General features: G+C 62.4%; 20 protein-coding genes. 14 read left to right on the forward strand and 6 right to left on the reverse strand.

From position 1 onward, the window contains the following. Positions 1–7: 7 nt before the first annotated feature. Positions 8–796 (reverse strand): enoyl-ACP reductase FabI, encoded by a 789-nt coding sequence (gene fabI / locus ACP7B7_RS04930; RefSeq protein WP_308925528.1) that lies wholly within the window; start codon positions 794–796, stop codon positions 8–10. Positions 797–888: 92 nt separating this feature from the next. Further along, positions 889–2,301 (reverse strand): transglycosylase SLT domain-containing protein, encoded by a 1,413-nt coding sequence (locus tag ACP7B7_RS04935; RefSeq protein WP_308925529.1) that lies wholly within the window; start codon positions 2,299–2,301, stop codon positions 889–891. Between the two features lie 318 nt (positions 2,302–2,619). On the opposite strand from ACP7B7_RS04935, the gene ACP7B7_RS04940 reads away from it, so the two are divergent. Then, positions 2,620–3,204: a DUF1415 domain-containing protein gene (locus ACP7B7_RS04940; RefSeq protein WP_308925530.1), complete on the forward strand. Its 585-nt coding sequence runs from the start codon at positions 2,620–2,622 to the stop codon at positions 3,202–3,204. Then, positions 3,194–3,406 (forward strand): DUF1289 domain-containing protein, encoded by a 213-nt coding sequence (locus tag ACP7B7_RS04945; protein ID WP_308925531.1) that lies wholly within the window; start codon positions 3,194–3,196, stop codon positions 3,404–3,406. The genes ACP7B7_RS04940 and ACP7B7_RS04945 overlap by 11 nt, the downstream gene beginning before the upstream one ends. 52 nt (positions 3,407–3,458) lie before the next feature. Here the strand turns inward: ACP7B7_RS04945 and ACP7B7_RS04950 are convergent, their stop codons facing one another. Beyond that, positions 3,459–3,965 (reverse strand): DUF1993 domain-containing protein, encoded by a 507-nt coding sequence (locus ACP7B7_RS04950; RefSeq protein ID WP_426075931.1) that lies wholly within the window; start codon positions 3,963–3,965, stop codon positions 3,459–3,461. A 248-nt stretch (positions 3,966–4,213) separates the two neighbouring features. On the opposite strand from ACP7B7_RS04950, the gene ACP7B7_RS04955 reads away from it, so the two are divergent. Continuing rightward, positions 4,214–7,330 carry an EAL domain-containing protein gene (locus tag ACP7B7_RS04955; protein WP_426075932.1) on the forward strand — a complete coding sequence of 1,039 codons (3,117 nt, stop codon included), beginning with the start codon at positions 4,214–4,216 and terminating at the stop codon, positions 7,328–7,330. Positions 7,331–7,349: 19 nt separating this feature from the next. Next, positions 7,350–9,623, forward strand: a complete 2,274-nt coding sequence (locus ACP7B7_RS04960) for a molybdopterin cofactor-binding domain-containing protein (protein ID WP_426075933.1) — start codon at positions 7,350–7,352, stop codon at positions 9,621–9,623. Positions 9,624–9,627: 4 nt separating this feature from the next. Here ACP7B7_RS04960 and ACP7B7_RS04965 read toward each other — a convergent pair whose 3' ends face one another. After that, positions 9,628–10,050 carry a thioredoxin family protein gene (locus ACP7B7_RS04965; RefSeq protein WP_426075934.1) on the reverse strand — a complete coding sequence of 141 codons (423 nt, stop codon included), beginning with the start codon at positions 10,048–10,050 and terminating at the stop codon, positions 9,628–9,630. A 271-nt stretch (positions 10,051–10,321) separates the two neighbouring features. On the opposite strand from ACP7B7_RS04965, the gene ACP7B7_RS04970 reads away from it, so the two are divergent. Further along, the gene (locus ACP7B7_RS04970) at positions 10,322–11,239 is read left to right on the forward strand and encodes a 23S rRNA (adenine(2030)-N(6))-methyltransferase RlmJ (RefSeq protein ID WP_308925536.1); all 918 of its coding nucleotides are present in this window, start codon (positions 10,322–10,324) and stop codon (positions 11,237–11,239) included. Between the two features lie 135 nt (positions 11,240–11,374). After that, positions 11,375–12,655, forward strand: a complete 1,281-nt coding sequence (locus tag ACP7B7_RS04975) for an EAL and HDOD domain-containing protein (protein ID WP_426075935.1) — start codon at positions 11,375–11,377, stop codon at positions 12,653–12,655. Positions 12,656–12,658: 3 nt separating this feature from the next. On the opposite strand, the gene ACP7B7_RS04980 is transcribed toward ACP7B7_RS04975, so the two are convergent. Beyond that, positions 12,659–13,408 (reverse strand): SAM-dependent methyltransferase, encoded by a 750-nt coding sequence (locus ACP7B7_RS04980; protein WP_426075936.1) that lies wholly within the window; start codon positions 13,406–13,408, stop codon positions 12,659–12,661. 13 nt (positions 13,409–13,421) lie between these two features. Further along, entirely contained in the window at positions 13,422–14,030 is a 609-nt protein-coding gene (locus ACP7B7_RS04985) for a Maf-like protein (RefSeq protein WP_426075937.1), read from the reverse strand. A 192-nt stretch (positions 14,031–14,222) separates the two neighbouring features. Here ACP7B7_RS04985 and ACP7B7_RS04990 point away from each other — a divergent pair, with 192 nt between their 5' ends. The 8 genes from ACP7B7_RS04990 (at position 14,223) to fabF (ending at position 20,845) form a co-directional block, all read left to right on the forward strand. Next, entirely contained in the window at positions 14,223–14,720 is a 498-nt protein-coding gene (locus ACP7B7_RS04990) for a YceD family protein (protein WP_426076057.1), read from the forward strand. Between the two features lie 198 nt (positions 14,721–14,918). After that, positions 14,919–15,101: a 50S ribosomal protein L32 gene (rpmF, locus tag ACP7B7_RS04995; RefSeq protein WP_034749653.1), complete on the forward strand. Its 183-nt coding sequence runs from the start codon at positions 14,919–14,921 to the stop codon at positions 15,099–15,101. Positions 15,102–15,296: 195 nt separating this feature from the next. Next, positions 15,297–16,364, forward strand: a complete 1,068-nt coding sequence (plsX, locus tag ACP7B7_RS05000) for a phosphate acyltransferase PlsX (RefSeq protein WP_426075938.1) — start codon at positions 15,297–15,299, stop codon at positions 16,362–16,364. 12 nt (positions 16,365–16,376) lie between these two features. Then, the gene (locus ACP7B7_RS05005; RefSeq protein ID WP_426075939.1) at positions 16,377–17,375 is read left to right on the forward strand and encodes a beta-ketoacyl-ACP synthase III; all 999 of its coding nucleotides are present in this window, start codon (positions 16,377–16,379) and stop codon (positions 17,373–17,375) included. A 40-nt stretch (positions 17,376–17,415) separates the two neighbouring features. Then, a complete protein-coding gene (fabD, locus tag ACP7B7_RS05010) occupies positions 17,416–18,357 on the forward strand; it encodes an ACP S-malonyltransferase (RefSeq protein ID WP_426075940.1) in 942 nt (313 codons plus the stop codon). A gap of 46 nt (positions 18,358–18,403) precedes the next feature. Then, positions 18,404–19,147: a 3-oxoacyl-ACP reductase FabG gene (gene fabG / locus ACP7B7_RS05015; protein WP_426075941.1), complete on the forward strand. Its 744-nt coding sequence runs from the start codon at positions 18,404–18,406 to the stop codon at positions 19,145–19,147. A gap of 178 nt (positions 19,148–19,325) precedes the next feature. Then, positions 19,326–19,565: an acyl carrier protein gene (gene acpP, locus ACP7B7_RS05020; protein WP_152241902.1), complete on the forward strand. Its 240-nt coding sequence runs from the start codon at positions 19,326–19,328 to the stop codon at positions 19,563–19,565. A gap of 29 nt (positions 19,566–19,594) precedes the next feature. After that, complete coding sequence (fabF, locus tag ACP7B7_RS05025) at positions 19,595–20,845, forward strand: beta-ketoacyl-ACP synthase II (RefSeq protein ID WP_426075942.1); 1,251 nt, start codon at positions 19,595–19,597, stop codon at positions 20,843–20,845. Positions 20,846–20,895: the final 50 nt, after the last annotated feature.

The following is a 20,895-nucleotide window of genomic DNA, read 5'->3' on the forward strand; positions in this document are numbered from 1 at the left end:
CAGCGCTTCAGTCTACTTCCGGATGGACCGCCATCACTTGCGAAAAGCCGCCGTCAACATAGGTGATCTCGCCCGTGATGCCCGAGGCCAGGTCCGATAGCAGGAACGCTGCCGTATTGCCGACTTCCTCGATGGTGACATTGCGGCGCAGCGGCGCATGTTCGGCCACGAAACCCAGCAATTTGCCGAAGTCCTTGATGCCCGAGGCGGCCAGGGTCTTGATCGGGCCGGCCGAAATGCCGTTGGCACGGATGCCGCGCGGTCCGAGCGACTCGGCCAGGTAGCGCACGGAGGCTTCCAGCGAGGCCTTGGCCAGGCCCATGGTGTTGTAGTAGGGCACGGCGCGCATGGCACCCAAGTAAGTCAGGGTCAGCAGCGAGGCGCCCGGCTGCAGCAGCGGCAGGGCGGCCTTGGCCATGGCGGGGAAACTGTAGGCGGAAATATCGTGCGCGATGCGAAAATTTTCACGCGAGAGGCCGTCGAGAAAGTCGCCAGCAATCGCTTCGCGCGGCGCAAAGCCGATTGCATGCACCAGCCCATCGAGGTGCTCCCAGTGCCGCGCCAGGTCGCTGAACACGGCGGCGATCTGTTCGTCGCTGCCGACATCGCAGTCGAATACCAGTTCGCTGCCAAACTCCGCCGCGAACTCGGTGATGCGCTCGCGAAAGCGCTCGCCGACATAGGTAAAGGCCAAGGTGGCGCCTTCGCGGCGGCAAGCCTTGGCGATGCCGTAGGCGATGGACCGGTTCGACAACAGGCCGGTAATGAGGATGTGCTTGCCTTGCAAGAAAGCCATGGCGACTCCTGGAAGCTGGGTGGGCAATGTAAAACCGGCCGCGACAGCTAGGCTGTGGCGGCCGGCGGGTTCAGCGCTGTATCAACAGAAGATCAGTGACGCGCCTTGGCACGGTTGTTGCCGCCGCCGCGCTGGATGCGCGGCTTGACCAGGGAAATGGGCGCGGCCTGCACCTTGCCGCCCTTGACGGCGCGGCGGACATTCTTCAATGCGCGTTCCGGACGGTCCGCTTCGAACAGCATGGTGGCGTTGTCGGCGATTTCCTGGGTGATGTTCATGTTCATCGTGGCCGAGGTCTTCGGCACCAGGATGGTCGAACCGGCGCGCAGGCGCATGCGCTGGGGAATATTGTTCGCCTGGCGCAGCACGTCGGCCGTGGTGCCGAATTTCGACGCCAGCGTTTCGATGCGTTCACGCGCATTGGTGATCTTGTGCGTGGTCCAGCTCGACAGGGCATGGCCCCATTGCGCCAGGTTGGTGGTGAACTTGGCCGCGTTTTCCTGTGGCAGCAGGATCTTGGTTTTTTCGCCGCCGATGATGACCGGACGGTTGAATTGCGGGTTCAGCGCCTTGAATTCGTCGGTCGACAGCTCGGCCAGCTGGGCCGCGACGGTAATGTCGATGTCGCTGGTCTTGTCGATCGCGGTAAAGTATGGCTGGTTGTCGACCACCGGCAGGCTCAGGCCATACTGGGCCGGGTTGGCGATAATGTTTTTCACCGCCTGCAGCTTGGGCACGTAGTTGCGCGTTTCGGCCGGCATCAGGTCGGCCAGGCTTTCAAAGTCGGTTGGCTTGCCCAGCGACTGGTTTTTCTTGATGGCGCGCTGCACCGAGCCTTCGCCCCAGTTGTAGGCGGCCAGCGCCAGTTGCCAGTCGCCAAACATGTCATACAGGCGCTGCAGATAGGTCAGCGCCGCATCGGTCGAGGCGATCACGCCGCGGCGGTCGTCCTTGAACATGTTTTGCTTGAGGTTGAAATCGCGTCCGGTGGCCGGCACGAATTGCCACAGGCCCGCCGCGCTGGCGCTGGAGAAGGCCTGCGGGTTGAAGGCCGATTCGATAAACGGCAACAAGGCCAGTTCGGTCGGCATGCCGCGCTTTTCCAGTTCCTGCACCACGTGGAAGATATAGCGCGAGGCGCGCGCCGTGGTGCGGGCCAGATGGTCGGGGCGGGTGGCGTACCAGTTGACGTGGTTGGCAACCAGCTGGTTGTTCAGGTCGGGAATCGCATAGCCGCTGCGGATGCGGCCCCAGACATCGGCTTCGCGCAGCGGATCGGAACTGTCGCTGAGATTCTTCATCAGGCGATCGGTCTTTTGCAGGCGGTTGTCGAGGGTGGGGAGTTTTGCCGTGACCTGGGCGGTCATCGGGATCAAGGCCGGCAGGGTGGCGGCGACTGGTGCGTTATCGCTCTCAACACCGGCTTCGTACGCCTGGCTCAGGGCTGGCGCCAGGGCCAGGACCAATGCCGCCAGCGCGGTCGATTTAAAGGAGTTTTCGTGCATAGTGTTCCATTGTTGTCGTCGAAGAAACATCGGACTGACCCATGATCAAGCAGCGAGTGTACGTATATCCACATGCCGGAGTCAAGAATTATGTCAGCCTGATGACGGCATCAAGGGAAGTTTCCATTCGCAAATAGTGCAATTATTGCCAATAAAATTTGCCCAATACCGTGTTCGGCCGCTGTTATAGCATAGTTGCGCCATGGCCTGGCGCAAGCGTGGCAGCCCTCAAGTATGAGACTGCGCAAAGAGTGCGTACAATTTGGCTTTGGCCGGCCGCTATTTGCCGGTCGCCCTTATCGATAGAGAGTCCTGCTGATGAATACCCCGCCGCGCCACGACGACGACCACGCCGTCATTATCGCCAACACCGTCGACTGGCTGGAAAAAGCCGTGATCGGCCTGAATCTGTGCCCGTTTGCCAAGGCCGTGCATGTCAAGAAACAGATCCGCTACGTGGTCTGCGATTCGGGCAATCCGGAAGACCTGCTGGCGATGCTGATGGACGAGCTGCAAACCCTGGCCGACACCAGCCCCGAGCAGATCGACACCACGTTGCTGATCCACCCATATACCTTGAACGATTTCCTCGACTACAACGAGTTCCTCGACGTGGCCGATGCGGCGGTGGAAGACATGCACCTGGCCGGCGAGCTGCAAGTGGCCAGTTTCCATCCGGATTACCAGTTTGCCGAGACGTTCGAAGATGACATCAGCAACTTTACCAACCGCTCGCCGTATCCGACCCTGCACCTGCTGCGGGAAGACAGCATCGAGCGCGCGGTGGAAGCGTTCCCGGAAGCGTCCGAGATTTTCGACAAGAATATCGCCACCCTGGAAAAGCTGGGCCTGGACGGCTGGCAAAAGCTCGGCATCGCGAAGGCGGGTTCAGATGGGCGATGATTCGGCGCAGTTGCAAGATCCTTTGCCCGAGCGCCCCGACACGCCCTGCGTGGCCGTCTGTTCCACCACGTTTGATGAAATCTGCCGCGGCTGTGGCCGCAGCGTGGTGGAAGTGGCGCACTGGGTGTCGATGACGCCGGAACAAAAAGAGCTCGTCTGGGTGCGGATATTGGCGCAGGGCTACCCGCGCCGGAATACTTGAAACCCAGATGCAACTGCCGGGGTCGGACCCGAAGGATCCTACCCCTTGCTATTTAATAACTGCCGATAAAATCTTTCTTGCCGACTTCCACGCCGTTGTGGCGCAGGATGTCATACGCGGTGGTGGCGTGGAAGAAGAAATGCGGCAGCGCGTAGTGGAACAGATAGGTCTGGCCCGTGAAGTGCTTGGTCTTTTCGCCGCTGCCGGTGGTGATGGCGCGCGTTTCGCTGCCTTCGATGTCCGCTGCCGGCAGGCTTTCCAGGAAGGCGATGGTTTTCACGATGCGCGCCTTCAGTTCGGCGAAGCTCTGTTCCGTATCTTCATACGGCGGCACGGCCACGCCGGCCAGGCGCGCGCCGCAGCCCTTGGCGAAGTCGGTGGCGATCTGGATCTGGCGCATGAACGGCAGCATGTCCGGGAACAAACGGAACTGCAGCAGCGCGTTCGGATCGATTTTCTTGTCTTGCGCATGCGTTTCGGCCTTGTCCAGGATGGCGGCCAGGCTGCCCAGGATTTGCTTGAAGACGGGAATCGATGCGGAATGGATGGAGAAGGTCATGGTGGTTCCTCTAGGTAAAGTGGCGCGATGATAGCAAGGCGCGGCCTTTTCTGCTGGCCAGGCGGGGAAACGCCCGTGGGGCGTGTGGTTTCTGGTACATATTCCTGCGGCTTGTGCCGGCAGATGTGACTTTGTGCGCTTTTTCCATGCATAATTGCCGTTGGAAAATTCCTCCCGCCGTTCGCTTCCCGTAACCTCCCGCTACCATCCGATGACCGCTCGCATGACTTACCCTGGCCCGTGCCTGCATGGCTAATTCCCCCCATCGCCGCTGGCTGGCCAGCCTTCGCACCCTGTATGGTTCCTCGATCTATGGCGCCTTGCTGCTGGTGGTGCTGGGCGGGCTGGTGATACCGGCCCTGATCGGCAGCTATCTGCTGGTCGGCGTGCACGAGCGCCAGTCGGCGCGCACCAGCCTCAACGAAGCCTTGCAGCGCAATGCCGACATCCTGGCGCTGGGCATGCAGGAGTCCTTGTGGAACATGAATGCCGAATCGGCCCAGTCGCTGGTCGAATCGGTGATGCGCGACCGCGCCGTGCTGCTGGTGCAGGTGGTGGGCCAGGCCGACACCGAATTCATGCGCCTGCAGGCGCCCCAGCGCCCGGTCGGCAATGTCTACCGCGCCGAACGCGATATCGCCGTGCGCGGCGAACGCATCGGCCATGTGGTGGTGGAAATGGACGATGCGCGCAGCCAGCAGGAACTGCGCGAAAAGCAGATCGCCTATGTGTTCGTGCTGGGCGCGCAACTGGCCATCTCGATGGCGCTGATCGTGCTGTTCATGAACCGCCGCCTGCTGCGGCCGCTGCGCCGGTTGATGCGCTTTTCCGACCGCCTGTCGCATGGGGATTTCGACACGCGCCTGGAAGCGGGCGGCAACGACGAGCTGGGCCGGCTGGCCACGCAGCTGGAACAGATGCGCGCCGCGATCCGCCAGCTGTTCGAAGACGTCGGCCAGCGCGAAGAGCGCTTCCGCACCATCGTCACGCAGGTGCCGGGCGCCGTGTTCCGCTACCGGCCCGACGGCCCGATCGATTTCATCAGCGACGCCATCGAAGACATCGTCGGCTATACGGCCGCGCAGCTGATGCGCGGCACCACCCACGCCTGGGTCGACCTGATCTGCCCGGAAGACCGCCGCACGCACCGCCGCGCCGTCAAGCAGGCGGTCGCCGAGATGCGCCCGTATGCGCTGGAATACCGCATCGTCGACGCCTCCGGCACCGAGCGCTGGGTGGCGGAAAACGGCCAGCCGCAGGCCGGCGGCGCGGGCATGGTCTGGGTCGACGGCATCATCGCCGACATCAGCCAGCGCAAGCACCATGAAATGCGCATCGAAGCGCTGCTGACCGAGCAGAGCGCGATTCTCGACAATGTGATGTTCGGCGTGATGTTCGTGCGCCACCGCCGCATCGTGTCCGTCAACCGCCGCTGCGAAGAGCTGTTCGGCTACGGCCATGGCGCCATGACGGGCAGCTCGACCGCCATCGTGTTCCCCACCCAGTACGATTTCGAGGAAGCGGGCGAGCGCCAGTATCCGGCGCTGGGGGCAGGTGGCGACTTCAGCGAAGAACGCCATTACCGGCGCCGCGACGGCAGCCTGTTCTGGGCGCTGGTGAGCGGCTGCGCGCTCGATCCGCTGCGCCCCGGCGAAGGCAGCATCTGGGTGTATGCCGACATCACCGCGCGCAAGGAAGCCGAAGAAAAGCTGCGCCTGTCGGCCACCGTGCTGGAACATATCGCCGACGCCGTGATGGTGGTCGATATCGAGGGCGTGATCGTCGCCGTCAATCCCGCCTTCACCCAGATCACCGGCTATACCGAGGCCGAAGCGGTCGGCCGGCATTCCTCGCTGACGCGCTCCGAACGCCACGACGAGGTGTTTTACCAGACCATGTGGGATGAACTGATCGCCTCCGGTTTCTGGCGCGGCGAGATCTGGCGCCGGCGCAGGAACGGCGAGCTCTACCTGGAATGGCTGACCATCAGCGCCGTGCGCGACACGCATGCGCTGACCACCCATTACGTGGGCGTGTGCAGCGATATCACCCAGGTCAAGCAGGCGCAGGAAAAGCTCGACCACCTGGCGCATCACGATCCGCTCACCGCGCTGCCGAACCGCCTGCTGTTCCACGACCGCCTGCAGCACGCCTTGCTGCGCGCCGCGCGCGACGGCGAGCAACTGGCCATCCTGTTCATCGACCTGGACCGCTTCAAGAATGTGAACGATACCCTGGGCCACCATATCGGCGACGAATTGCTGCAGCAGGTGGCGGCGCAACTGACGGCACGCCTGCGCGAAGGCGATACCCTGGCGCGCCTGGGCGGCGATGAGTTCATCGTGCTGCTGGAAAACGTCGACGGCCAGTACGGCGCGACCCAGGTGGCGGAAAAACTGGTGGCCATGTTCGAACAGCCGTTCCTGGTGGCCGGCCACGAATTGTTCGTCACCTGCAGCGTGGGCGTGAGCCTGTTCCCGGATGACGCGCAGGACCTGAACATGTTGATCCGCAACGCCGACGTGGCCATGTACCAGGCCAAGGCGCGCGGGCGCAACGGCTACCGTTTCTATGCGCCGTCGATGACGGGCGAAGGCATCGAGCGGCTGCGCCTGGAAACATTCCTGCGCCGCTCGATCGAAAAGAACGAGATCTTCCTCAATTACCAGCCGCAGGTGGAAATCGACACGGGCCGCCTGATCGGCGTCGAGGCCCTGGTGCGCTGGAACCACCCGGAGCTGGGCTTGATTCCTCCGGCCCGCTTCATTCCGCTGGCCGAGGACAGCGGCTATATCAACCAGCTGGGCAAATGGGTGCTCAACGAAGCGTGCCGCCAGATGATGCGCTGGCAGGCGCAGGGCCTGCATGTGCCGAAGATGGCCGTCAACCTGTCGGTCAAGCAGTTCGAGCGCGGCAGCATGGCCGGCGTGGTGGCCGACATCCTGCGCGAAACGGGGCTGGCGCCGCAGCGGCTGCAGCTGGAAGTGACGGAATCGGTGATCATGAACACGGGTGACGCGCTCGGCTACATCAACGACCTGCATGCCATCGGCGTGGGCCTGGCCATCGACGACTTCGGCACCGGTTATTCCTCGCTGGCGTACCTGAAGCAATTGCCGGTGCAGACCTTGAAAATCGACCGCTCCTTCATCAAGGACATCTCGAGCGACGCCAACGACGAAGCCATCGCGATCGCCATTATCCAGCTGGGCAAGAGCATGCAGCTGTCGGTGATCGCCGAAGGCGTCGAGACGCAGGAGCAGGCCGCCTTCCTGCTGCGCCACGGCTGCCGGCTGGCGCAAGGCTATTTTTATAGCCGGCCTGTGCTGGCGCAGGATATAGTCGAGCGCTGGCGCGATCACTGACACTTATTGGAAGAACCCCATGGCTGCAAACACCCCCACTCCCCGCAGGCGCTTCCTGTTGAAAGGCCTGGGGCTGGGCGTGGCCGGTGTCGGTGCGCTGGTCGTGGGCTGGGGCATGCTGCCGCCGCGCCAGCGCCTGCATGGCAGCGTGCCCCTGCCGGTGAAGGATGGCGCCGTGGCGCTGAACGGCTGGCTGGCGCTCCGGCCCGATGGCACGGTACTGCTGGCCATGCCGCGCAGCGAAATGGGGCAGGGCGTGCATACCGCGCTGGCGATGCTGGTGGCCGAGGAACTCGACGTGCCGTTGGCGTCCATCACCCTGATGCAGGCGCCGGTCGACAAGATCTTCGGCAATCTCGCCATGCTGGTCGACGGCCTGCCGTTTCATCCCGATGACGACGGGCGCCTGAAACAGCTGGCGCAGTGGACGGTGGCCAAGGCCGCGCGCGAACTGGGCGTGGTCGTCACCGGCGGCTCTTCCAGCGTCAAGGATGGCTGGCAGCCGATGCGCGAGGCCGGCGCCTGCGCGCGCGCCATGCTGGTGGCGGCCGCCGCGGCGCAGTGGCACACGCCAGCGTCGCAATGCCGCACCGAGAACGGTGAGGTCGTGCACCTTGACGGCCGGCGCGCCGGCTACGCCAGCCTGGCGCAACGCGCCGCGGTGCTGGACCCGGGCGCGCCGGTGCTGAAATCGCCGTTGGACTTCAAGCTGATCGGCAAGCCCATTGCGCGCACGGACACGCCGTCGAAAACCAATGGCAGCGCCGTGTTCGGCATCGATGCGCGGCCGCCCGGCATGCTGTACGCGGCCCTGCATCTGCCGCGCCGCCTGGGCGATACCTTGTCGTCGTTCGATGCGCCCGCGGCGCTGGCGATGCCGGGCGTGAAAAAAGTGCTGGACCTGACGCCGGCCCTGGGCCAGCAAAGGGTGTCGTGCGCGGCGGTGGTCGCCGATACCTGGTGGCGCGCCAAACAGGCCGCCGCCACCTTGCCGACGCAGTGGCGGGCGGGCGCGCAGTCGAATTTGTCCAGTGCCGACGTGTACGCCGGCCTGGCGCGCCTGCTCGATGCCGAAGCGGGCCACACCTACCACGCCAGCGGCAAGGTCGACAGCAAGCAGGTGCAGGCGATGCGGCACGTGACAGCCGAATACCGCGCGCCGTTCCTGGCCCACGCGGCGATGGAGCCGGTCAACTGCACCGCGCAGGTCAGGGACGGCAAGGTGCGCCTGTGGGTCTCGACCCAGGCGCCGGGCATCGCCGTCGACGTGGCGGCCAAGGTGGCCGGCGTGGCCAGCGGCGACGTGTCCATCGAGGTGCTGCTGCTTGGCGGCGGTTTCGGCCGCCGGCTGGAAGTGGACATGGTGGCGCAGGCGGTCGCCATCGCGCTGCAGTGCGAGGGCGCGCCGGTGCAGCTGATCTGGACCCGCGAACAGGATACAAAGCACGATATGTACCGGCCGGCCGCGCTGGCGCGTTTCAGCGCCCGGCTCGATGCGCAGGGCCGCATCGCCGCCTGGGACAACAAATCGGCCAGCGCCTCGATCACGCACCAGTACTTGCAGCGCAATTTCGGCTTGCCCGGCATGGGGCCCGACAAGACCACCGCCGAAGGCGAATTCGACATGCCGTACGAGATCGCCAACCAGCGCATCGCCCATGTGATTGCGGACAGCCTGGTTCCGGTCGGCTACTGGCGTTCGGTGGGCCACTCGCACAATGCGTTTTTCAAGGAAAGTTTTATCGACGAGCTGGCGCATGCGGCCGGGCAGGACAGTGTCGCCTTCCGGCGCGCCATGCTGGTCAAGCATCCGCGCCACCTGGCCGTGCTGGACGCCGCCGTGGCGAAGGCCGGCAGCGCGCCGCCCGGCCACGCGCACGGCGTGGCGCTGCACCAGTCGTTCGGCAGCATCGTCGCGCAAGTGGCGCAGGTGTCCGTGGAGAGCGGCGAGATCCGCGTGCACAGGGTGGTGTGCGCCATCGATTGCGGCCTGGCCGTCAATCCCAATATCATCGCCCAGCAGATGGAGTCAAGCGTGCTGTTCGGCCTGTCGGCGGCGCTGGGCGGCGAGATCACCTTCAAGGAGGGCAGGGTGGAGCAGGGCAATTTCCACGACTACCCGGTGCTGCGCATGGGGCAGGCGCCCCACGTCGAGACCATTATCATCGCCAGCGCCGCGCACCCGGAAGGCGTGGGCGAGCCGGGCACGCCGCCAATCGCGCCGGCGGTGGCCAATGCGCTGTTTATCCTGACCGGAAAACGGCTGCGCAGCCTGCCTCTGCGGCTGGGGTGAAGCCTCAGGCCGCCGCCAGCATGGTGCGCAGATTGCAGTCGCGCTGCCAGCCGCGTCGCTCGCTGGTGCTGGTCGACAAGGCCGCCAGTTCGGCCGCAGTGAGTGCCTGCTGCGCCTGCACCATGCGGTGCGCCAGGCCGCCATCGGGCAGCACGGTGCCGAAAAACGCCACGTGATCGTCCTGCTGGATCAGCAGGGTCGGAAAGTTCTCGATATCGAGTTCGCCCACCACCTCGGACTGGTCTTCGATATCGATCCACACGAACACGGTGTCAGGATGGCGCGCGGCCAGTTCCTCGAACGTGGCGCGGTAGGTGGCGCAGGTGCCGCACCATTGCGCGCACAGGCAGGCGACGATCCAGCGCGGGCCGGCCAGGGCGGCGGCGATGTCGGCGCGGTTGTCGGTAGTCAGGGTCAGGCTATGCATGTCTTGGTGGCATTCAGTGCAGATGGCGCTCGCGCCGATGCGCGTATTCTACCGCGCCCGGCCGGGGCAGGCTGGGCAACTGTCGAGCTGGTTTAAGCGGTTTTTTGATGCCGAGGCGGTTTCTAGTGGATAATGCGGGGATATTGCGCGCTGATTACGCTGGTCCATGCTGTTTCCTGGTCCGGCAGCCTGACCCTCCCAGTCTGTTCCCATGCTCTGCCCGGTGTAAGCGCAGCCCCACCTTTACTTTATTTTATGGAATTGCCAGCTTATGTTGAGTTACCGCCACGCCTTTCATGCGGGTAATCACGCCGATGTGTTGAAGCATTATGTGCAGATTCAGTTGTTGCAGTACCTGAATCAAAAAGATACCGCCTACAGTTATATCGACACCCATTCAGGCGCCGGCGTGTATGCGCTCGACGGCGGCTATGCGTCGAAGAACGCCGAGTACGAAACCGGTATCGCCCCGCTGTGGGACCGTACCGACCTGCCGGCCTCGCTGGCCGAATACTTGAAACTGATCAAGGAAATGAATCCGAGCGGCAAGATGCGCTACTACCCGGGTTCGCCGTACTGCGCCGACCAGGTCAGCCGCGAGCAGGACCGTTTGCGCCTGTTCGAGCTGCACCCGGCCGATGCAAAGATTCTTGCCGACAATTTCCGCAAGGTCGAAGCGCATGCGCTGGCCCAGGGCGAACGTCCTGCCGTGCGCGGCAAGCGCGTGATCATCACCAAGGCCGACGGCTTCCAGAGCCTGAAAGCGCTGCTGCCGCCGCCATCGCGCCGCGCGCTGGTGCTGATCGACCCGCCCTACGAAGACAAGATGGATTACCGCAAGGTCAAGGACACCCTGGCCGACGCGCTCGTGCGTTTTCCGTCCGGCATCTACGCCGTCTGGTATCCGGTGCTGCAGCGCATGGAATCGCGCCAGTTCGCCGACAAGCTCAAGCAGTTGCCGGCGACCGAATGGCTGCACGTGACGTTGACGGTCAACACGCCGTCGCCGGACGGCTTCGGCCTGCACAGCAGCGGCATGTTCATCCTGAATCCGCCGTACACGCTGGAGCCGATGTTGCGCGAAGTGATGCCCTACCTGGTCAAGGTGCTGGGCCGCGACGATGGTGCCAAGTTCGTGCTGGAAACAGGCAAGGGCGGCGTCCGGAACACGGGCACGCGCCGCGTCTGAGCGTGGTTTGCGCGCACAGCGTGCGCTGCAGCACATAGTTGTACAGCAGGCCGGGACTATACTGGGTACGGGTCGGCAAGCGCCGGCTCAGGCCCTGCCGCAGCCTGAACGCGGCCCTTATTCACGGGCTGTTCCATGACTATTTCCTTGCAATCCGACAATCCTACGCTGCAGGATTTCTTTCTCGCCCGCCAGCCCATCCTGAATCGCGACCAGCGTCTGGTGGCGTACGAGTTGCTGTTTCGCAGCACCGCCGACAACCAGGCCATGATCACCGGTGACGCCGTGGCGGCCACCGCCACCGTCATCGCCCATGCGTCCGACCTGGGCATGGAGCAGGTGGTGGGCTTGCAGCTGGCCTTTATCAATGTCGATGCGGTAGCGCTGATGAGCGACTTCATCGGTTTCCTGCCGCATCACCGCGTGGTGCTGGAAATCCTGGAAACCGTGCGTCCGACACCGGCCTTGCTGGCCCGTATCAGCGAGCTGCGCCAGGCAGGTTTCCGCTTTGCGCTCGACGACGTGGTGCTCGATACGCCCGACGTGCAGCAATTGCTGCCGCTGGTCGACGTGATCAAGGTCGATATCGCCCAGCTGGCGCCGGACGAGTTGCCGCGGCTGGCCACCGTGCTGGCCGTGTCGCGAAAAAAATTGCTGGCGGAAAAAGTGGAAACCATGGCCCAGTTCGAGCAATGCCTGGCGCTGGGCTTTGATTTTTTCCAGGGCTATTATTTTGCGCGGCCCGTGATTCTCAGCGGCAAGCGCATGTCGGCCTCGGAGCTGGCGATTTTGCATCTGCTCGAATTGATACAAAGCAATGCCGACAACCGCGAGCTGGAACGCTGCATCAAGCACGACGCGATGATCGGCCTGAACCTGCTGCGCCTGGTCAATACGCCGGCCGTCAGCGCCGGCGTGCGGGTCGACACCCTGGGCCAGGCCTTGCTGCTGCTGGGCCGCCGCCAGCTGCAGCGCTGGCTGCAGATTTTATTGTATGTGCGGCCCGGCACGTCGGCGCAGTTCACCTCGCCCTTGCTGCAACTGGCGACCACGCGCGGCAAGCTGCTGGAACTGATGACGGAAAAACTGCGGCCGGGTCAGCATCAATATGCCGATATCGGCTTTACGGTGGGCATCATGTCGCTGATGGACACCCTGTTTTCCATGCAGATGAGCGAAGTGGTCAGCAGCGTGCGCGTGAACAGCAAGGTCAGCGATGCGCTGCTGTTCCGCCACGGCGAGCTGGGCAACATGCTGGCGCTGGTCGAGCAGGTCGAACAAGCCGACGGCGGCCCGGCCATGGCCGCCATGCTGGAGCAATTGCAGCTGTCGGAAAACGAGCTGACGGCGATCCAGGTGGCGGCCTATGCCTGGGTCAACGATTATGTGCACGGCATCTCGCGCACCGTGCATTGAAGCTTACTGTCCCAGCAGCAGGAATACGGTGGGCTTCTTGTGGAAGTCGGGCGCCTTGCCGGCCGCCAGTTGTTTCTTCCATTGCCCGCCGTTCAGGGTCTGGATGCTTTCCGTATCCAGGCTGAGGTCGGTAGCCACGCAGATCAGCGTCGATGGTGCGCATTGCGCCACCAGGGCTTCGAGCATGGCGGCGTTGCGGTACGGTGTTTCGATAAACAGCTGGGTCTGTTTTTCGCTGCGCGAACGGCTTTCCAGTTCCTTGATGCGCTTGGCGCGCAGCGCCGCGTCCGTCGGCAAATAACCATTGAAGGCAAAGCTCTGTCCGTTCAGGCCGCTCGCCATGACCGCCAGCAGGATCGACGAGGGGCCCACCAGCGGGCGCACTTTGACGCCATGCTGATGCGCCAGGCGCACCAGGTCGGCGCCGGGATCGGCCACGGCCGGCACGCCCGCCTCCGATACCAGGCCCGCGTCGCGCCCGGCCAGGAGCGGCGCCAGCAGGCTGGCCAGCGCCTGGGCCGGGGTGTTCACGTTCAGCTCGGAAATGGTAATTTCCTGCAACGGTTTCGCCAGCGGATGCTTTGTGTTGATCAGTTTCAAAAAGGCGCGCGCCGTCTTGGCGTTTTCGGCAACAAAGTAGTCGAGCTGCGAGGTGATCAGGCGCACCTGTTCGGGAATGATATGCTCCAGCGCATCGTCTGCGCCGTCGGACAGGCCAAGGTGGTTGGGGATCAGATAAAGGGTGCCGGTCATGGGGTACTCTGGTTTAAGTGGTGAAAAACGCCACGCCCGCGCGGCGCAGCATGCCGGTCAGGGCGATCAGCGGCAGGCCGGTGAGGGCGGTCGGATCGGTGGTGTTGATGCTGTCAAGGATGGCGATGCCCAGCCCCTCGTTCTTGGCGCTGCCGGCGCAGTCATACGGCTGTTCGATGCGCAAATACGCGTCCAGTTCGGCGTCCGGCAGGTCGCGCACGGTGACCAGGGTCCGGATATCCTCGACTTCGGCGGTGGCGACCGCCTGGCGGCCGTCGAGCAGGCACAGCGCGGTATGGAAGACCACCTCGCGCCCGCGCATGGTTTGCAGCTGGCGCAGGGCGTTGGCATGGTTGCCCGGCTTGCCGATCTGCGCGCCGTCCAGGGTGGCGACCTGGTCGGAGCCGATCACCAGGCTGCCGGGAAAGCGGTCGAGCACGGCCTGCGCCTTGGCCCGCGCCAGGCGCAGCGCGGTGGCGCTGGGGCTTTCACCGGGCAGGGGGCTTTCGTCGAGGTCGGGCACGGCCACCTCGAACGGCAGGCGCAAACGCGACAGCAGTTCCTTGCGGTAGGCGGAACTCGATGCAAGTATCAAGCGCGATGGGGTGGAAGTTGGTATCATTCGGGTCTGGAAAGCGGCTGGAAGGCCGCCAGTGTAGTCTGCCGCGGCGCTGCCCGGCAAATCCTGCGTGCAGTTGCCCCCACTATACAGCGCATTCCGGGCCTGCTTGATATCAAAAAAATGCAAGCAGGCTTTGACTCCGGCTTGAAAACCCTGCTATCATCGCTGGTTTTCCGGGGAAATTTTCTACCAATGAATGCTTTTGTGATCGACGCCTTTGATTTTTGTCGTATCAGCGGGAGCCGCGAGGGTGTCACTCCTGTCGCTGAAATGACCCGGTTGACCAAGGATTGCGCAGATACTTCCGGTGAGCTCGCCTGGAAAATCGCCGGCGGCACCAGCAAGCTGGGCTACCCGCAACTGACCTTGTCGGTCAACGGCACCGTTCAGCTGGTATGCCAGCGTTGCCTGGCCCCGTTTGCTTACGATATCGATTCTTCGACAGTACTGATGCTCGGCAAGGATGACGAGCATGCGGACGAGATCGAAGAAATCATCGACGATGAGTCGATCGACGTGATCGTCGGCAGCCGCAGCATGGATGCCGCGGCCCTGATCGAAGATGAAGCCTTGCTGGCCTTGCCGCAGGTACCCAAACATGACGTCTGCCCCGATACGGCGCAGCTCGATGCTCTCAAGACTGAAAAGAAGTCGCCGTTTGCGGCACTGAAAGACTTGAAGCCAGAATAAGTAGCAGTTAGTAGTACTTAGAGAACGTGTCAAACGCGTGTAGTAATCGAGTATGGCAGTGTGTAGTGAAACGTAGCATGAAATAAACGATGTGGTACGGCCTGTTTTCGGATAGTCTTTGCCGCTGGGATACTCGATTCGCATGAATTTGCTGATCGATTGTGCTAAAATTTTAGAACTTATGTATTAGGAGTCATCATGGCAGTTCAACAGAACAAGAAAACCCCTTCCAAGCGCGGCATGCACCGTTCGCACGACTTCCTGGTCGCGCCGCAATTGAGCGTCGAGCCAGTTACCGGCGAAACACACATGCGTCACCATATCAGCCCTAACGGCTTCTATCGTGGCCGTAAAGTGTTGAAGACCAAAAACGACGAGTAATCGACGTTTTGTTGGGTAAGATGAAAGCGGTGTTGCGTTGGTTTTTCGGCGTGGCGCCGCTTCTTCTTTTTTATCGGCTGCAATTCATCTTGCGCACCGTCATTTTGAATCACGCTGACCAGGCCTGTGCGTTCCTGCAGCGACAGTCCGATTCACATCTTGCCGCAAGCCCGCAGCGGTACTGAATCACACCAAATGACAATCAAAATTTCTATCGACTGCATGGGCGGAGATCACGGTCCCTCAGTCACTATCCCCGCAGCAATTTCCTTTATTGAACACGAGCCTGACGCCGAACTGATCCTGGTAGGATTGGAAGACGTGATCCGTGCCGAGCTGAAAAAGCACAAGGCAGAGACGCATCCGCGCCTGTCGATATTGCATGCTTCCGAACAAGTTACCATGGACGACCCGCTCGAAGTGGCCCTGCGCCGCAAGAAGGATTCGTCGATGCGCGTGGCCATCGAACAGGTCAAGAGCGGCGCGGCGCAAGCCTGCGTGTCCGCCGGCAACACCGGCGCCCTGATGGCTGTCTCGCGCTATGTATTGAAAACCATGTCGGGCGTCGACCGCCCGGCCATCTGCAGCATCCTCCCCAACCAGAAGAACGGCCCGACCTACATGCTGGACCTGGGCGCCAACGTCGATTGCGAGCCGCATCACTTGCACCAGTTCGCCATCATGGGCTCGGTGCTGGTGTCGGCCATGGAAAACATCGAACGGCCGACCATCGGCCTGTTGAACGTGGGCACGGAAGACATCAAGGGCAATGAAGTGGTGAAACTGACCGCCAAGCTCTTGCAGGTCGACCACGAGCGCGGCGCGCTGAACTTCTACGGCAATGTGGAAGGCAATGACATCTTCAAGGGCACCACCGATATCGTCGTCTGCGACGGCTTTGTCGGCAACGTCACCCTGAAAGCCATCGAAGGCCTGGCGCGTTTTGTGAAAGACGTGCTGACCTCGGAATTCAAGCGCAATCCGATTACCATGCTGGGCGCCCTGATCGCGCGCGGCGCGCTGAAAGCCATTACCAATCGGCTCAATCCCTCGCGTTATAACGGCGCCAGCCTGCTGGGCCTGCGTGGCCTGGTGATCAAGAGCCATGGCGGCGCCGATGCCTATTCGTTCGAATGGGCCTTGCGCCGCGCCTATGAGGCGGCAAAGAATGATGTGCAGGCCCACCTGGCCAGCATGATCGCCGAGCTGATGCCGCGCACGCCAGTGGCGGAAGAATCTACATCAACAAGCCCCAGCATTTAGTGGATGGTAAGCATGACTATCGTACGTAAAATCTACAGCAAAATCATCGGTACCGGCAGCTACCTGCCGGAGAAACGCGTGACCAACCAGGATCTGACGGAACAGCTCGCCGCCAAGGGCATCGAGACCTCGGATGAATGGATCGTCTCGCGCAGCGGCATCTCGGCGCGCCATTACGCGGCACCAATGCAAAATTCCTCGGACCTCGGTGTCGAAGCGGCCAAGAAGGCGCTGGAGATGGCCGGTCTCGACGGCAACGACCTGGACCTGATCATCGTCGCCAGCTCGACCCCCGACTTCTTCGGCAGCTTCCCCAGCACCGCCTGCATCGTGCAGAACAAGCTGGGCATCACCAACAACTGCGCGGCGGTCGACGTGCAGGCCGTCTGCAGCGGCTTCGTGTATGCGGTCGCCACCGCCGACAGCTTCATTCAGTCGGGCATGCATAAAAACGTGCTGGTGATCGGCGCCGAAGTGTTTTCGCGCATCCTCAATTTCGACGACCGCGGCACCTGCGTGCTGTTCGGCGACGGCGCCGGCGCCATCGTCCTGACCGCTTCTGAAGAGCCGGGCATCCTGGCCACCAAGCTGCATGCCGACGGCCGCCACTCGGACATCCTCAGCGTACCGGGCAATGTGGCGGGCGGCGCACTGGCCGGCAGCGCTTTCCTGTACATGGATGGCCCGGCCGTCTTCAAGCTGGCCGTGTCGGTACTGGAAAAAGTCGCGCATGAAGCCCTGGAGCACGCCAACATGACGCAGGACCAGATCGACTGGCTGATCCCGCACCAGGCCAATATCCGCATCATGAACAGCACCGCCAGGAAACTCGGCTTGCCACTGGAAAAAATGGTTGTCACCGTCGACCAGCACGGCAATACCTCGGCCGCCTCGATTCCGCTGGCACTCGACATCGCCGTGCGCGATGGCCGCGTCAAAAAGGGCGACAATGTGATGATGGAAGGCGTGGGCGGCGGCTTTACCTGGGGCGCCGTGCTGGCGCGCATGTAAGCTGCAAACAAGCTGCAACAATATTAAAAACGGAGTTCCCATGACACAATTTGCATTTGTTTTCCCAGGCCAGGGTTCGCAAGCGATCGCGATGCTCGACGGTTTCGCCGGCAACCCGGTGGTGGCACAGACCGTGGCCGAAGCGTCCGAAGCGCTGCAGTTCGACCTGGGCAAGCTGATCGCCGAAGGTCCGAAGGAAGAGCTGGACCTGACCACCAATACCCAGCCCGTGATGCTGACGGCGGCCGTGGCGTTTTACCGCGCCTGGCTGGCGGCCGGTGGCCCGCTGCCAACCGTGGTGGCCGGCCACAGTCTCGGTGAATACTCGGCGCTGGTCGCCGCCGGCGTGATCGCCTTCAAGGACGCGGTGCCGCTGGTGCGTTTCCGCGCACAGGCGATGCAGGAAGCCGTGCCGGTCGGGCAGGGCACCATGGCCGTCGTGCTGGGCCTGTCGGATGACGACGTGCGCGCCGCCTGTGCCGAAGCGGCCGCCGAAAACCCGGCCCTGGTGATCGAACCCGTCAATTTCAATGCGCCGGCGCAAGTGGTGATTGCCGGTCATACGGCTGCTGTCGAGCGCGCCTGCGAGCTGGCCAAGGCCAAGGGCGCCAAGCGCGCCATGAAGCTGCCGGTGTCGGCGCCATTCCATTCCTCGCTGCTGAAACCCGCATCGGACCGTTTGCGCGACTACATGGCCGACCTGCCATTCAATACGCCGCAGATCGCCCTGATCAACAACGTCGATGTCGCCATCGTCAATGACGTGATCGGGATCAAGGATGCGCTGGTGCGCCAGGCGGCCAGCCCCGTGCGTTGGGTGGAAACCATGCAGAAGGTGGCGGCCGACGGCATCACCCAGGTGATCGAATGCGGTCCGGGCAAGGTCCTGATGGGCCTGGCCAAGCGCATCGACCCGGTGCTGGTGGGCGACGCCATCGTCGACCAGGCCTCGCTCGACCGTATTTTGACGCAGCTCAAGTAACTAGCCGCCGGCAGCCATGCTGCCGCCAGCCATATTAAGGATACTCATGAATTTAACGAATCAAGTCGTGCTGGTCACGGGCGCCTCGCGCGGCATCGGCCGCGCCATCGCCACTGAACTGGGCAAACAGGGCGCCACCGTGGTCGGCACCGCCACTTCGGACGCCGGCGCGCAGGCGATCACCGATTACCTGGCCGCCGAAGGCGTGACGGGCAAGGGCCTGGTGCTGAACGTGACCGATGCGGCGCGTTGCGCGGCCGTGGTCGACGAAGTGCAGAAAACCTATGGCAGCCTGTCGATCCTGGTCAACAATGCGGGCATCACGCAAGACCAGCTGGCCATGCGCATGAAGGATGAAGAGTGGGACAATGTGATCTCCACCAATCTGTCGGCGGTCGGCCGCTTGTCGCGCGCGGTTTTGCGCGGCATGATGAAGGCCAAGGCCGGGCGTATCATCAACATCACTTCGGTGGTGGCCTCGTCGGGCAATCCGGGCCAGATGAATTACGCGGCGGCCAAGGCCGGCGTGGAAGGCATGAGCCGCGCGCTGGCGCGTGAAATCGGCAGTCGCAACATTACTGTCAATTGCATCGCCCCCGGCTTTATCGATACCGACATGACCAAGGCCTTGAGCGAAGAACAGCACGCGGCCTTGCTGACGCAGATTCCGCTGTCGCGCCTGGGCAAGCCGGAAGACGTGGCCGCCGCCGTGGCTTTCCTGGCGTCGCCGCAAGCGGCGTATATCACGGGCACGACCTTGCACGTGAATGGCGGCATGTATATGAATTGATGTGAAAGATGGATGAAACACCAGTTTGTGGCATGATGTGCAACTGGTTTTTGACTATAATCGCATCTTTTAGCAGCAGCTTCGGTTGAATTAGCAGCAGACACCGAAATTAGTATTCGGACGCGCAAACCTGATAAAATGCGCGCACTTTCCGTAACACACACTTTGGAGCCATAACATGTCGGATATCGAACAACGCGTTAAGAAAATCGTCGCTGAGCAACTGGGCGTTGCAGAAGCAGACATCAAAATCGAATCCTCTTTCGTCGACGACCTGGGCGCCGATTCGCTGGACACCGTGGAACTGGTGATGGCCCTGGAAGACGAATTCGAAATGGAAATCCCTGACGAACAAGCTGAAAAAATCACCACGGTGAAACAGGCGATCGACTACGCCACCGCCAACGTCAAGGCCTAAGCCTGTCTGACCGACTTCAGGAGAATCGCTTGAGCCGTTCTAAAAACCGTCGTGTTGTTGTCACCGGCCTGGGCTGCGTTTCACCTGTCGGCAATACTATTGCCGAGGCGTGGAGCGCAATCATCGAAGGGAAGTCGGGCATTGCCACGATTACCAAGTTCGATGCGCAGCCATTCACCACGCATTTTGCCGGTGAAGTCAAAGGTTTCAATATCGAAGAGTATATCTCCGGTAAGGAAGCCCGCCATATGGATACCTTCATCCATTACGGCATGGCTGCCGGTATCCAGGCGATGCAGGACTGTGGCCTGGAGGTCACCGAAGAGAACGCCGAGCGTATCGGCGTGATCATCGGCTCCGGCATCGGTGGCTTGCCGCTGATCGAAGAAACCAAGTCCGAGTACGAAAAACGTGGCCCGCGCCGCATCTCGCCCTTTTTCGTGCCTGCCTCGATCATTAACATGATCTCTGGCAACCTTTCGATCAAATATGGTCTGAAAGGCCCGAACCTGGCCATCGTCACGGCATGCACCACCGGTTTGCACAGCATCGGCGCAGCCGCGCGCATGATCGAGTACGGCGATGCCGACGTCATGATTGCCGGCGGTGCCGAATCGACTGTCTCGCCGCTGGGCCTGGGCGGTTTCGCCTCGGCACGCGCCTTGTCGACCCGCAACGATGACCCGGCAACGGCGTCGCGTCCGTGGGATACCGACCGCGACGGTTTCGTGCTCGGCGAAGGCGCCGGCGTGATGGTGCTGGAAGAGTACGAGCACGCGGTGGCCCGCGGTGCCAAGATCTATGCCGAAGTGCATGGTTTCGGGATGAGCGCAGATGCTTATCACATGACCTCGCCGCTGGAAGATGGTAGCGGCGGCAGCAAATCGGTGATCGCGGCACTCAACAACGCAGGCTTGAACCCGGACCAGATTCAATACCTGAACGCGCATGGCACGTCGACCCCGCAAGGCGACGTGGCCGAAGTGATGGGCATCAAGCGCACCTTCGGCGACCATGCGAAAAACCTGGTAGTGAACTCGACCAAATCGATGACGGGCCATTTGCTGGGCGGCGCGGGCGGTCTGGAAGCGGTGTTTACGGTCCTGGCGATCCACCATCAGGTGTCGCCGCCGACCATCAACATCTTCAACCAGGATGCGGCTTGCGATCTCGATTTCTGTGCCAATACGGCGCGTGACATGAAGATCGATTATGCAGTGAAAAATTCCTTCGGCTTCGGCGGAACGAATGGCACGCTGATTTTCGGCAAAGCGAAATAAGCTGTAACAGCTTGAACTTTCTGGCGCTCGCTGCGGTCAAACTGTAGTGA

Origin of the sequence: Janthinobacterium sp. PSPC3-1, from assembly GCF_049896105.1 — a bacterium.
Classification (GTDB): domain Bacteria; phylum Pseudomonadota; class Gammaproteobacteria; order Burkholderiales; family Burkholderiaceae_D; genus Janthinobacterium.

Bases quoted from the DNA above. Each gene is read 5' to 3' on its own strand.
- ACP7B7_RS04945 (WP_308925531.1), top strand. From the start codon at position 3,194: ATGGGCGATGATTCGGCGCAGTTGCAAGATCCTTTGCCCGAGCGCCCC.
- acpP (WP_152241902.1), top strand. From the start codon at position 19,326: ATGTCGGATATCGAACAACGCGTTAAGAAAATCGTCGCTGAGCAACTG.
- fabD (WP_426075940.1), top strand. From the start codon at position 17,416: ATGACACAATTTGCATTTGTTTTCCCAGGCCAGGGTTCGCAAGCGATC.
- ACP7B7_RS04970 (WP_308925536.1), top strand. From the start codon at position 10,322: ATGTTGAGTTACCGCCACGCCTTTCATGCGGGTAATCACGCCGATGTG.
- ACP7B7_RS04985 (WP_426075937.1), bottom strand. From the start codon at position 14,030: ATGATACCAACTTCCACCCCATCGCGCTTGATACTTGCATCGAGTTCC.
- ACP7B7_RS04950 (WP_426075931.1), bottom strand. From the start codon at position 3,965: ATGACCTTCTCCATCCATTCCGCATCGATTCCCGTCTTCAAGCAAATC.
- plsX (WP_426075938.1), top strand. From the start codon at position 15,297: ATGACAATCAAAATTTCTATCGACTGCATGGGCGGAGATCACGGTCCC.
- ACP7B7_RS05005 (WP_426075939.1), top strand. From the start codon at position 16,377: ATGACTATCGTACGTAAAATCTACAGCAAAATCATCGGTACCGGCAGC.
- ACP7B7_RS04990 (WP_426076057.1), top strand. From the start codon at position 14,223: ATGAATGCTTTTGTGATCGACGCCTTTGATTTTTGTCGTATCAGCGGG.
- rpmF (WP_034749653.1), top strand. From the start codon at position 14,919: ATGGCAGTTCAACAGAACAAGAAAACCCCTTCCAAGCGCGGCATGCAC.
- ACP7B7_RS04960 (WP_426075933.1), top strand. From the start codon at position 7,350: ATGGCTGCAAACACCCCCACTCCCCGCAGGCGCTTCCTGTTGAAAGGC.
- ACP7B7_RS04965 (WP_426075934.1), bottom strand. From the start codon at position 10,050: ATGCATAGCCTGACCCTGACTACCGACAACCGCGCCGACATCGCCGCC.
- fabG (WP_426075941.1), top strand. From the start codon at position 18,404: ATGAATTTAACGAATCAAGTCGTGCTGGTCACGGGCGCCTCGCGCGGC.
- ACP7B7_RS04975 (WP_426075935.1), top strand. From the start codon at position 11,375: ATGACTATTTCCTTGCAATCCGACAATCCTACGCTGCAGGATTTCTTT.
- ACP7B7_RS04935 (WP_308925529.1), bottom strand. From the start codon at position 2,301: ATGCACGAAAACTCCTTTAAATCGACCGCGCTGGCGGCATTGGTCCTG.
- ACP7B7_RS04940 (WP_308925530.1), top strand. From the start codon at position 2,620: ATGAATACCCCGCCGCGCCACGACGACGACCACGCCGTCATTATCGCC.
- ACP7B7_RS04955 (WP_426075932.1), top strand. From the start codon at position 4,214: ATGGCTAATTCCCCCCATCGCCGCTGGCTGGCCAGCCTTCGCACCCTG.
- ACP7B7_RS04980 (WP_426075936.1), bottom strand. From the start codon at position 13,408: ATGACCGGCACCCTTTATCTGATCCCCAACCACCTTGGCCTGTCCGAC.
- fabI (WP_308925528.1), bottom strand. From the start codon at position 796: ATGGCTTTCTTGCAAGGCAAGCACATCCTCATTACCGGCCTGTTGTCG.